11 protein-coding genes are annotated in these 11,926 nt (G+C 66.1%); 3 read left to right on the forward strand and 8 right to left on the reverse strand.

What is annotated here, in order from left to right:
* Positions 1-10: 10 nt before the first annotated feature.
* From DY468_RS11450 to DY468_RS11470, 5 genes are all read right to left on the reverse strand, one after another.
* Complete coding sequence (locus DY468_RS11450) at positions 11-841, reverse strand: segregation and condensation protein A (protein ID WP_164604935.1); 831 nt, start codon at positions 839-841, stop codon at positions 11-13.
* Positions 838-1,863, reverse strand: coding sequence for a beta-N-acetylhexosaminidase (gene nagZ / locus DY468_RS11455; RefSeq protein ID WP_164604936.1), 1,026 nt, complete (start codon positions 1,861-1,863; stop codon positions 838-840). The genes DY468_RS11450 and nagZ overlap by 4 nt, the downstream gene beginning before the upstream one ends.
* A gap of 47 nt (positions 1,864-1,910) precedes the next feature.
* Positions 1,911-3,554: an SPOR domain-containing protein gene (locus tag DY468_RS11460; protein WP_164604937.1), complete on the reverse strand. Its 1,644-nt coding sequence runs from the start codon at positions 3,552-3,554 to the stop codon at positions 1,911-1,913.
* 102 nt (positions 3,555-3,656) lie between these two features.
* Positions 3,657-5,450, reverse strand: coding sequence for an arginine--tRNA ligase (gene argS, locus DY468_RS11465; RefSeq protein ID WP_164604938.1), 1,794 nt, complete (start codon positions 5,448-5,450; stop codon positions 3,657-3,659).
* A gap of 51 nt (positions 5,451-5,501) precedes the next feature.
* Entirely contained in the window at positions 5,502-6,716 is a 1,215-nt protein-coding gene (locus DY468_RS11470; protein ID WP_164604939.1) for a deoxyguanosinetriphosphate triphosphohydrolase, read from the reverse strand.
* A 106-nt stretch (positions 6,717-6,822) separates the two neighbouring features.
* Here DY468_RS11470 and erpA point away from each other — a divergent pair, with 106 nt between their 5' ends.
* The 3 genes from erpA (at position 6,823) to DY468_RS11485 (ending at position 9,460) form a co-directional block, all read left to right on the forward strand.
* A complete protein-coding gene (gene erpA, locus DY468_RS11475) occupies positions 6,823-7,155 on the forward strand; it encodes an iron-sulfur cluster insertion protein ErpA (RefSeq protein WP_164604940.1) in 333 nt (110 codons plus the stop codon).
* A gap of 230 nt (positions 7,156-7,385) precedes the next feature.
* Positions 7,386-8,399 (forward strand): cache domain-containing protein, encoded by a 1,014-nt coding sequence (locus DY468_RS11480; RefSeq protein WP_164604941.1) that lies wholly within the window; start codon positions 7,386-7,388, stop codon positions 8,397-8,399.
* Positions 8,396-9,460, forward strand: a complete 1,065-nt coding sequence (locus DY468_RS11485; protein WP_164604942.1) for a ligand-gated ion channel — start codon at positions 8,396-8,398, stop codon at positions 9,458-9,460. The genes DY468_RS11480 and DY468_RS11485 overlap by 4 nt, the downstream gene beginning before the upstream one ends.
* A gap of 18 nt (positions 9,461-9,478) precedes the next feature.
* Here the strand turns inward: DY468_RS11485 and DY468_RS11490 are convergent, their stop codons facing one another.
* The 3 genes from DY468_RS11490 to DY468_RS11500 form a co-directional block, all read right to left on the reverse strand.
* Entirely contained in the window at positions 9,479-10,231 is a 753-nt protein-coding gene (locus DY468_RS11490; protein WP_164604943.1) for a hypothetical protein, read from the reverse strand.
* A 129-nt stretch (positions 10,232-10,360) separates the two neighbouring features.
* Positions 10,361-11,323 (reverse strand): hypothetical protein, encoded by a 963-nt coding sequence (locus DY468_RS11495; protein ID WP_164604944.1) that lies wholly within the window; start codon positions 11,321-11,323, stop codon positions 10,361-10,363.
* A gap of 162 nt (positions 11,324-11,485) precedes the next feature.
* Entirely contained in the window at positions 11,486-11,842 is a 357-nt protein-coding gene (locus DY468_RS11500; protein WP_164604945.1) for a helix-turn-helix domain-containing protein, read from the reverse strand.
* Between the last annotated feature and the right edge of the window lie 84 nt (positions 11,843-11,926).

Below are 11,926 nucleotides of genomic sequence, written 5' to 3' on the forward strand. Positions count from 1 at the left end.
CCTTCTTCCACTACCCGACCGGAGTATCCGGCAAGGCTGCCGCTTCCATCGCTGGAGACGGCGGACGCTTACGAAAATACAAAGGCGCCAAGGGGCCCGACTGATGCAGCTCGACCTCGCCCTCGCGCACCAGTTCCAGCGCGGCCGCGAAGCTCGACGCCAGCACGGTGGCGCGCTGGGTCGGGTCGGGCATGTAGCGCAGCAGATATTCGTCGAGCCGGCTCCAGTCCTCGGCGAGCCCGACCAGCCGCTCCAGCGACGCGCGCGCTTCGCTCAGCGACCACACCGTGCGCTTGGCGAGATGAACGGTGGTGAGCACGCGCGACTGCCGCTGCGATGCGTAGGCGCTGAGCAGATCGTACAGCGTTGCTGTGAACTTCGGATGCTTGATCTCGGCGATTTCTTCGGCCTGCCCGCGCGGGAAAATGTCGCGATTGAGCTGGGGCCGCGTCATCAGCCGGTTCGCCGCCTCGCGGATCGCCTCGAGCTTGCGCAGCCGGTTGGCCAGCGCATTGGCCATCTCTTCGGCGCTCGGCCCTTCCTGGGCCGGCGGCTCCGGCAGCAGCAGGCGCGACTTCAGGAAAGCGAGCCACGCCGCCATCACCAGATAGTCGGCGGCGAGTTCGAGCCGGATCTTCCGCGCTTCTTCGATGAACAGCAGATACTGGTCGGCAAGCGCCAGAATCGAGATCTTGTGCAGATCGACCTTTTGCTGCCGCGCCAGCGTGAGCAGAAGGTCGAGCGGACCTTCATAGCCCTCGACGTCGATGACGAGCGCTTCATCCTGCTCGACCTGTTCGACGGGCCGGCCGGTTTCGAATTGCAGAATTTCAGCGGTCATGCGCCCACCCTTGCGCGGCCGATCAAGGCTTCGAGTTCGGATCGCGCCGCAGCGCGGTCGAGCGGCTGCGGAGGCCGGCGCGCCGCCAGCGCAGCTTCGGCCCTGGCCAATGCCCTGCCCTGCAGCTCCGGCGTGTCGGTCGCGACCTGACGCATTTCGTCGAGCTTGCCGTTGCAATGCAGAACGACGTCGCAGCCCGCCGCGACGATCGCGCGGGTGCGTTCGGCGATGCTGCCGGCCAGCGCGTTCATCGAAACGTCGTCGCTCATCAGCAATCCTTGGAACCCGATCGACTCGCGAATCACCCGGTCGATGATTGTCGCAGAAGTGGTCGCGGGTTGGGCGGGGTCCAGCGCGCTAAACACAACATGTGCAGTCATCGCCATCGGCAGGTCGGCGAGCGGCCGGAACGCGGCGAAGTCGGTCCGATCGAGTTCCGCGGGTGCGGTGTCGACCGTCGGCAGACGATGATGGCTGTCGGCGGTGGCCCGGCCATGACCGGGAATATGCTTGAGCACGGGCAGCACGCCGCCCTGCGCCAGCCCCTCAGTGACCGCGCGGGCGATCGCCGCGACCTTGTCCGGCGTGTTGCCGTAAGCACGGTCGCCGATCACCGCATCGGCGCCGGCGACCGGAACGTCGGCAAGCGGCAGGCAGTCGACGGTAATCCCCAGTGTGAGCAGATCGTCGGCGATCAGCCGCGCGCTCAGTCGCGCCGCAGTCAGCCCTGCCTCCGGGTCGATCTGGTACAGCGACGAGAACACCGCGCCGGGCGGATAGACCGGCCAATGCGGCGGCCCGAGCCGCTGCACCCGACCGCCTTCCTGGTCGATCAGGACCGGCGCATCCGGGGAACCGACAGATTCGCGCAATTCTTCAACCAGCGCTTTGACTTGCGCCGGATTGTCGACGTTCCGCTTGAACAGAATGAAACCCCACGGGCGCGAATCACGGAAAAATCCGCGTTCGTCGTCGCTGAGGCTGAGGCCGGCCAGGCCGGAAATGAAGGCGCGCGGTGGCATACAGCGCGCTTAGCCCGCACGCGCCTCCAGGGTCAAGGAAACCGCCGTTAATTCCTCTGGACGAAGCACTGTCCGCCGGCACTTTTTAGGTTCCCGCAGACCTGCTGTGCCTGTTCGGCCGAGGCGAACGGGCCGACCATAGCGCGGTAGTAGACGCCCTTGCTGCCGAGATCGACCTTTTTGATCATGTGCGGCTGCGAGGCGAGCACCGAAGAGAACTTGCCCTGCAGCGTGCGATACGACGACTTGGCGTCGGCCTCGCTGCGCTGCGACGACACCTGCACGACGTAACCGCCGGAGGTGACCGGTTCGGCGGCCGGCAACGACGCAACGCGCTGCGCACGCGGCGCCGGAGTCTCGCTGGCTCCCGGCGACAGCGACAAGGGTGCGGCACCAGCCGAGGCATTGGCGTCCTCGACGCTCCTTGCCGGTGCGCGAGCCGCCGGGGGCGGTGCAGTGCGGCTGGCCTGCCGGGACGCAGCGCCCGGCTGACCAGATTGCTCTGCCTGATCCGGCCGAATGCTGAATGTCTTGATCCTGCGCGGCTCGTCTCCCGCCAGGGTGCCGTTGTTCGGCGGCGGCGTCAGGTTCGGCTTGGCGCCCGGCGCGACGCTGGCCACCGTCGGCGGATTGGGGTTTTGATTGAGCTGCGGCAGCACGACGCGCGGACCCGATCCCGGCATCCGCGACGGGTCGGCCGCCGGCTGCTCTTCGCGCGAAACCAGTGCCTCGACACCGTTGCCGGAGGCCAGCCGGTCCTGGATCGGCTTGCCGGCGTTATCGTTCGACGGCCCCGGAATCTTGGTCGGAGTGGTGTCGGCCTTGATCACCGGCGGCTCGCCACTGCGCGTGACGCCAGCAAAGTTGCGATAAGCCAGAGCGCCGCCGGTGCCGACCACCGCAAGCGCCAGGATCGCGAACACGGTCAGCATGGTATTGCGGCGCGGCTTGACCGCCTGATCTTCAGACAGCTCGTCGTAGCCGTCGCCATAGCCGTAAGCCGGATCCTGATATCCGCCGATCGGCGCCGGATCGGCAGGCAGTTGGCCGTAGAGCGCATCGTCGTAGCGTGCCGGATCGAGCGGCGCGGCACTCGCCGGCAGCGGATCGTAGTCCGGCTCGTAAGGCACCCGGTCCGGCTGCACCAGATCGAGCTGGCGCTGCTCGATCGGCGCCGGCTCGAACCTCGGCTCCGGTGCACGCGGAGGGATCAGTCCTGGATCGAACGAGCGCATATCCAGCGAGCGTGGCTCGACCGGCGACTGCATCGCAGGCGTCCGCTCGTAGCTGGTGAGGTCGGCGCGCCGCGGCGCAGGCGGCGCGGCGTTGATGAAGGACGGCGGCCGGCTGAAATCCGGCTCCGGCGGCAGCACCGGTTCGGGTGCCCGCTGCGGCTCAGCTACGCGCGGCGACTGGCGATGCTGCATCCACGACGGCGTCGGCGGCGGCACGAGATCGTCGTCAGCCGACCGCAAATCCCTGCTGGCGCGGAAGTCGGTGGCGCGGCTTTGCGGCGCGATCGGCGGCGCCGGCTCTGTCCGGGGAGCGGTCTGGCCGAACGGGTCGGTCTGACCAATCAGCCGGGCAAGCTCGGCGAGCGGATCGTTCTCCGGCTTCTGCGGATAATGGGAGGGAGGAAGACGGTCATCGTCATCCGCCGGAAAAGGTCGATTCTGATATCGATCCGTCATCGTGATGTCGCGTCCCATTCGGGAAAGCAGCCAAAGGCGCCTTCGCAGACGTCACGGCCGCTCTCACAAGCCGCTACAGATCCCCATCTGACGGCCGATCCCCTATCGCATCTCGTCCGGCGCAGTGACGCCGAGAATGGCGAGCCCCGAGGCCAAAACCGAGACGACGGCTTGGACCATCGCCAAGCGCGCTCGGGTAATGTCTGCATCATTATTGATAATGAAGCGTAAATGAGGCAAATCGCGGCCATGCGTCCAAAGCGCATGAAATTCGCTCGCGAGCTCATTGAGATAAAACGCAATTCGGTGCGGCTCGTGGGCCTGGGCGGCGGCCTCGACGATGCGCGGATAGAGCGCAAGTCGCTTCAATAGTTCGAGCTCGGCCGGATCGTTCAACCGCTCCAGCGGCGCCTGCCGCAGCATCGCGGCCCGCGCCTTCGAATCCTCGGGAAGATCCGGAACCACCTCCCGGGCGTTGCGGAAGATCGAATGGCCACGCGCATGGCCATACTGGACGTAGAACACCGGATTGTCTTTCGACTGCTCGATCACCTTGGCGAGGTCGAAATCGAGCACCGCATCGTTCTTGCGGAACAGCATCATGAAGCGGACGGCGTCGGAACCGACTTCGTCGACGACTTCGCGCAGGGTCACGAAGTCGCCTGCCCGCTTCGACATTTTCACCGGCTCGCCGTTGCGCAGCAGCCGGACGAGCTGGACAATCTTGACGTCGAGCGCGCCCTTGCCGGCCGTCACCGCCTGGATCGCCGCCTGCATCCGCTTGATGTAGCCGCCGTGATCGGCGCCCCAGACGTCGACCATGTTGGCGAAGCCGGCGTCGAACTTCACCTTGTGATAAGCGATGTCGGACGCAAAATAGGTGTAGGAGCCGTCCGACTTCAGCAGCGGCCGATCGACGTCGTCGCCATAGGCGGTGGCACGGAACAGGGTCTGTTCGCGGTCCTCGTAGTCCTCCACCGGCGCGCCCTTCGGCGGCGGCAGCCGGCCCTGATACACGTCGCCCTTGGCGCGCAGGAATTCGATGGTCTCGGCGACGCGGTTGCGGCCGCCTTCGATCAGCGAGCGTTCCGAGAAGAATACCTCGTGGGTGATGTTCAGCGCGGCGAGGTCGCCCTTGATCGCCTCCATCATCATCGCGATCGCCGTGGCCCGAACCGTCGGCAGCCACTGCGCCTCAGTCATGTCTTTGAGCGCCGCGCCGTGCTCGGCCTTCAGCGCTTCGCCGACGGGCTTGAGGTAATCGCCCGGATACAGCCCCTCGGGGATTGCACCGATGTCCTCGCCGAGCGCTTCGCGGTAACGCAGGAATGCCGACCGTGCCAGCACATCGACCTGGGCGCCAGCGTCGTTGATGTAGTACTCGCGGGTGACCGCGTAGCCCGCAACATCGAGCAGGTTCGCCAGCGCATCGCCGAACACCGCGCCGCGGCAATGGCCGACATGCATCGGCCCGGTCGGATTGGCCGAGACGTATTCGACATTGACCTTCTCGGCACCGCCGATGCTGCTGCGGCCGTAATCAGCGCCGGCGTCGAGCACGGCGCGCAGCGCGTCGGCCCATACCGCCGGCTTGAGCGTGAGATTGATGAAGCCCGGCCCGGCGATCGCGACCTGGTCGATCAGTTCCTCGGCGCGCAGCTTGTCAGCGATCTTGTCGGCGAGGTCGCGCGGCTTTGCCTTGGCCTCCTTGGCCAGCACCATCGCGGCATTGGTCGCCATGTCGCCGTGGGAGGCATCCTTCGGCGGCTCGACCACGATACGCGACAGGTCGATCCCGGCGGGCAGCGCGCCCTCTTCGATCAGCGCAGCGCACACCGCGTGCACGCGCGACAGGAGACGGGCGAAAAGATGCGTGGACATCGGGAGCTCGGCCATATCTGACAAGGAAAAATGGGAGCGGCCGTTTCGGGCCGGTCAGCGCGCCGCCTAACGCAAATCCGGGGTCGAGTCAAAAAGCCGCTGGTGCTCGGCGAGCGCATAGCGGTCGGTCATCCCGGCGATGAAATTGCGAATCCGCAGCAGCCGGTCGGCTTCGCACTCGGCGACCGGGCCGTTGGCCGGCAGCCAGTCCGGCGGCAGATCCTCCGGATGGTCGCAATAGCGCTGAAACAACTCGGCGACGATCGCTTCGGCGTCGCGCATCACCTTCATCACCCGCTCGGCGCGGTACATCCGGGTCCAGAGGAAGGATTTGATCTCGGCTTCGGCTTTCGCAGTCGCGGCCGGAAACGCCACCAGCGCCCGTTCGGCGCGACGAACGTCATCGGCCGTGGCCGGCTGCGCCTCGGCGATCCGCCGCTCAGCCTCGGCCGCAACCGCGCCGATGAAATGCGAGATCAGCTCGCGCACCAGCTCGGCGCCGCGCCGCGTGTCGTCGAGTCCCTGATAGCGCCGGTCGATCGCCGCAATGATCCGGGCCACCAGCGGCACCTCGACCAGATCGTCGATCCCGAACAGCCCGGCGCGCAGGCCGTCGTCGATGTCGTGAGCGTCATAGGCGATGTCGTCGGCAATCGCCGCCACCTGGGCCTCGAGCGAGGCGAAGCTCCACAGCTGCAGATCGAAGCGCTCGTTGAACTCGGTGATGCCGCGCGGCACGCCGTGCTCGGCATAGCGCGGCAACGGCGCGCCGGCCCGGTCGGTCAGCGGGCCGTTGTGCTTGACCACGCCTTCGAGCGTTTCCCAGGTCAGGTTGAGCCCGTCGAACTCGGGATAGCGGTGCTCGAGTGCCGTCAGCACCCGCAGCGTCTGGGCATTGTGGTCGAAGCCGCCGGCATCCTTCAGGCAGGCATCGAGCGCCCGCTCGCCGGCGTGGCCGAACGGCGGATGGCCGAGGTCGTGGGCGAGCGCGAGGGTTTCGGTGAGATCTTCATCGAGCCCAAGCTGACGCGCCAGCGCGCGGGCGATCTGCGCCACTTCCAGGCTATGGGTCAGCCGGGTGCGGTAGTGATCGCCTTCATGAAACACGAAGACCTGGGTCTTGTGCTTCAGCCGGCGAAACGCGTTGGAGTGGATGACGCGGTCACAATCGCGGCGAAACGCGCTGCGGGTCCGGCTCGGCGGCTCGTGAAACTGCCGGCCTCGGCTGTGGTCCGGATCGCAGCCAAAAGCTGCACGGGGGGCTGCCATACCGACCGACACGCGCGCGACTCGTCCTTCAGCGTTTGATTCTGCGGTGCGGCGCACTTAACTATTGTTGGCAGAGAAATCCAATGACGGGCCCTGCCCGTCGACACGGAGCGGCGAGATGACGGAATCGAGCGTCACCATCAGCGAACGCGCGGCGCGCCGGATCGGCGAAATCCTCCAAGGCGAAGGCCAAGGCGCGATGCTGCGGATCAGCGTCGAAGGCGGCGGCTGCTCCGGCTTTCAGTACAAATTCGACGTCGACCGCACCAAGACCGACGACGATCTGGTGATCGCCAGAGAGGGCGCGGTGGTGCTGGTCGATTCCGCCTCTGTGCCGTTCCTCGCCGGCTCCGAAGTCGATTTCGTCGACGACCTGATCGGCGCCTCGTTCCGGGTCAACAACCCGAACGCCACCGCCTCCTGCGGCTGCGGCACCAGTTTCTCGATCTGACGTTCTGATCGACGGCACGGTTGCGGCGGCCGGGCGGCCCCCGCAGCCGTTGGCTTTGAGACGCCAGGTCAAGACAAACGTCGCCTGCCGTACCATCTGCTCTTGGTTCCGGTTCCCAGGTCCGCTAAGGCGCGGCCAAAGAACCCTCCGAACGGCCCTTTGGCAGCGCGCGATGCCCCGCGCGTTGCGCGGCCAGGTCGAGGATGGGTCAACAGCCCCCGGAAACCTCGATGTCGGTGCCTCCCCGCGTTCCCCGTCCGCCTCTGCGCGTCTCCAGCGTCCATGCCGGCCTGATCACCGCGCTGGTGCTGGCGCTGAGCTTCGGCGCCATGCTCTCCCTCACCTTCTCGATGCAGAACGACGTGATCGCGCGCGACCGCGATCACCAGATGGCGGCGGTCAGCCAGGCGATCACCGCCGCGCTCGACGAAGCCGGACGGTTCGCGCTGACCCAGGCGGAGACCACGGCGCGGCAGCGGGCTGTAGCTCGTGCCCTTGCCGCCGGTGACCGCGCCGCGCTGACGGAGCTCACGGCCGCCCCTTATGCGTATCTGAAAAGCCAGGGCGTTCCGGTGTTCGGCTTTCACGCCGCCGACATGACCTATCTGCTGCGGCTGCATCTGCCGGATAAGTTCGGCGACGACCTGACCAAGTTTCGGCAGATGGTGCTCGCCGCCAACAAGACGCGGCGCTCGCAGGTCGGCCTTGAGATCGGCGTCGCCGGCACCTTCGTGCGCGGCATCGCGGTGATCAACGACGGCGACCGCTTCGTCGGCACCGTCGAGGCCGGCCTCAATCTCGAGCCGATCCTCGAACAGGTGAAGACTCTGACCAATGCCGACATCGCGGTGGTGCTCAGCCAATCGCTGGCCGAGTTACCGCCGCGCAGGCCCGGCGACAAGGGCGAACAATTCGGCGACCTGATCGCGCTCGCCTCGACCGACACCCCGCTGTTCACCGGCCTGTTGCGCGACGGTGCGATCCGCCTCGCCCGCACCCGCGAGATCAGCCCGTATCGGATCGGCGGCGAGACCGGCGCGATCCTGGTGCAGCCGTTGATCGATTTCTCCGGCCGGATGATCGGCAACATCGCGGCGGTGAAGAGCTTTCCTTCGCATGGCGCAGCATTGCAGCGGACCAGGATCGAACTGATCGCGGCGGGGTTGATCGGCACCGTGCTGGCCTTTGTCGCCTTCTCGGTGCTGGCGCGGATGCTGAAGCCGCGCGACGAGGCGCAGGCATGAGGTCACTGCTTGCGGCGCTGCTGATCGTTGTTGTTGGGCTGTGCGGCGCACCCGCGTCCGCCGCGGGCTCGCCGCCGGAAGGGCTACCTGAAGGCGTCGAACTGCCAGTCAAGGTCCGCATCGGCCTGCGCGTACTCGATATCACCGAGATCCGCGAGGTAATCGGCCGCGCGCGGCTGTACATCGAAGTCACTCAGCGCTGGACCGATCCGCGCCGGCGGTTCGACCCGCTCGACGCCGGCACCTCGCGGATCGACCGCGTCGGGGCCGAAGCACGCCAGTACATCGCCGGGATCTGGACGCCTGGTCTGGCGATCGACAATCAGCTCGGCGAGCCGCGCGCCAAGGCCGATGCCGTCTCGGTCTATAGCGACGGCAGCGTCGTGCTGGTCGAACGTTACGAGGCCGATTTCCGCGTCGGCGTGGATATGGCGGCGTTTCCATTCGACCGTCAGCGGCTGTCGCTGTCGTTCTCGCTGCCGCGCTACGCCAAACAGGACGCGATGCTGGTGACCACCGAGACCGACCGGCTATTCTCGCGGATCGAACCGAAACTTTCGGTGATCGATTGGCGCCCGCTCGACCTGACGTTCTTCTACGACGAAGCCGCCGGCTGGAATGCACGCGCCTATTCGCGGCTCAACGCCACCGTCGGGATCGAGCGGTTGTCGGAGCGCTATCTGCTGCGGCTGTTCATCCCGATCGTCTCGACGCTGGCGGTGTCGCTGTTCGTGCTGTGGATCCCCGGCACCGCGCCCAAGGATCACGGCAGCCTGGTGTTCTCCGCCCTGCTGGCGCTGGCAGCGATCAGCTTCACCTACGAGGCGAGCTTCCCCGGCTCGATCTCGCTGAACACACCGATCGCGAAGATCATTTCGCTCGGTTATTTCTATCTCGTGGTGGTGGTGCTGATCGACGCGCTGCTCTGGAAACCGCGCAGCGATCCGGCCTCACGTTACCACGTCCTCGCCATGGGTCTGCGTTCGCACTGCCGCTGGGCGCTACCGTCGATCATGGTGATCGTCTGCCTCGCGCTGGTGCTGCGGGGACTACCGGGATAGCAGCCGGTCGTTGCGCCGTCACGGCGGCACCCTGGTCGCAGCGGTGGTGTATTCGGACACCGTGATCAGCTCCGGCTCGCCGCTGCGCGACCGGGCGCTGACCATGTTCTTGACCGTCCAGGTGCCGTCGATGTTGTAGCTGACATTGAAGGCGGTGAATCCCGTGGTCGCGTCGCAGACCGCGGCGGTTGCCGACATTGTCAGGAAATCGATCGCGGTTCCTGCGGTGTACGAACCGATCTGCACGTAAAACTTGAGCGACGGCGTGCAGTCCAGGGCGACGTTCGGCGGCGCCGTGACGAAATTCGACAGCAGGATTCCGCCGGCCAGCGTTTGCATCGCGACTCCCGCATTGTAGGCGACCAGCACAGGATTGAACGCGGCGGTCATGATCCGGAACGCGCCTGTCTGCAGTCCGGCCGTGACCGTCGTCGGAGACAGGCCGAGCGCCGGCGTCACCGTCATCGTCGTGGTGTTACCTGTCGGGGTGCCCTGCGCCGGGGTCGGTTCGATCGCCCGGATCGCTCCGGCCTGCCCGACCGGCTGTCCCGGCTGCGGCGGGGCAATCTGCTGCTGTACCCCCGCATAGGTCTGCAGCGTGATCATGAAGCTCAGGATCGCGCCCGATGAATCGTAGGTCAGCAGCGGCTGGCCCAGCAGGCTGCTGGCATACACCTGCCCGCCGCTCGAATACTGCCCCGGCTGCTGGAAGAAGCAGAAATTCTGCAGCGCCGTACTGTTGTTCTGAAGATTGATGGTGACGGTGGTCATCGGATCCGTGCCATTGCTCCGCCAGCCACGCCAATTAAACGCCAACGGCCGGAAGCCGTCCAGGCCTCCGGCCGCAGTCGCTGCCACGCCGTCCGATCAATCTTCTTTGCATCGGCGGCGCAGCAGTTACTAATCGAACACCGCGGTGGTGCCGGCCAAGTTGGTGCACATCACGCCCTGGTACGGTCCACCGGTGGGGCCGACCTGATACTCGCGCGTCACAGCGATATTGCCCGGCGCGCTGAGATTGGTCACGGCGATCGGCTTCAGGAAGTTCGCCGCGTTACCGGTGGAAACGACGGCGGTACCAGCCTCGTTGAGGATTTCGGCCCGTGCCGCCGCCGGTCCGATCAGCCCGGTGGTATAGACCGACTTCTCGACCAGACCACGGCTACCATCCGCCAGCGTCGTCGAGACCATGTTCTTCACCGTCCAGGTGCCATCGATATTGTAGGTGACATTGAAGGTGGTGAAGCCGGGGGTCGCGTCACAGATCGCCGACCCCTGCGACGACGAGGTGAAGTTCATCACCGTTCCGGCGGTGTAGGTGCCGGTCTGGACGTAGAACTTGATGATCGGCTGACAGTCGAGATTGGAGTTCGGCTGAGCAGAGACGAAGTTCGACAGCGTGACGCCGCCGGCCAGTGTCTGCACCGCCGAACCGGCGTTGTAGGCAGTCAGCACCGGATTGAACACCGGCGTGATGATCCGGAACGAGCCGGCCTGCGGCCCCGTCGTCGAAACCGGCACCGACAGGCCCAGCGACGGCGAGACCGTCATGGTGGTCGTATTGTTGGTCGGCTGACCGCCGGCGGCCGGAGTCAGATCGATCGGCTGACTCGCGGCGAGCTGTCCGGAGGGCTGACCGACCTGCGGCGGCGCCACCTGCTGCTGGACACCCGCATAGTACTGCAGCACCATCGAGAAGCTCAGGACCGCGCCCGACTGGTCGTAGGGCAGCAGCGCCTGGCTGTAGAGGCTGTTGGTGTAGACCTGGGCGCCGCCGGAATACTGCGCCGGCTGCTGGAAGAAGAAGAAGTTCTGAAGCGTGGTGCTCTTGTTGGTGACGTTGATCGTGATCGTCGTGGCCATGATGATCTCCTGCAAGTTGCGGGGTCTCGGGTTGCACCTTCGGAACAAATACAACCGAAGGTTGTGTAAACCTAGCCTCGCTCGCGGAAAGCGACGCAACTTCTGATTGCATATCGCGCAAGATTCGCCCGCGCCGCTTGCGCGCCCCGCAATCAGCTCCGTTCAGAGACCGGTGACCTCGGGATACAACGAGGAAATGAAGGCGACCAACAGCGCCTTGGAGCGATCCGACATGCGAGCTTCCGCATGCCGCACACAGTTCAGCAGCGAGGTTTCGACCGAATCGCTGGTCGCTACCGGCTTGTGGGCGTCGATCCGCCCGCGCCCGGCCAAGAACCAATCGAGCGAGACGTCGAGCGTGTTGCACAGCAGCACCGCGTGATCGACCGAGATCGGCCCGTTGTTCTTCCAGCGCGTGATCGTGCTCTCGTTGACACCCATCGCATGAGCCAAGGCGTGCTGCTTGGTCATGCCCCGGAGCTGCATCGCTTCGATCATCCGTGAGCCGCGACTCGACATGCTCGATGCTCCGCGTTCGGGCGTTCGCGCTGCCGCGGACGCCGCCTCGGCCGATCGCTCCCGATCGCCGCGCCGGATTTGCCT

It is taken from the genome of Rhodopseudomonas sp. BR0M22, assembly GCF_010907035.1.
GTDB lineage: Bacteria > Pseudomonadota > Alphaproteobacteria > Rhizobiales > Xanthobacteraceae > Rhodopseudomonas.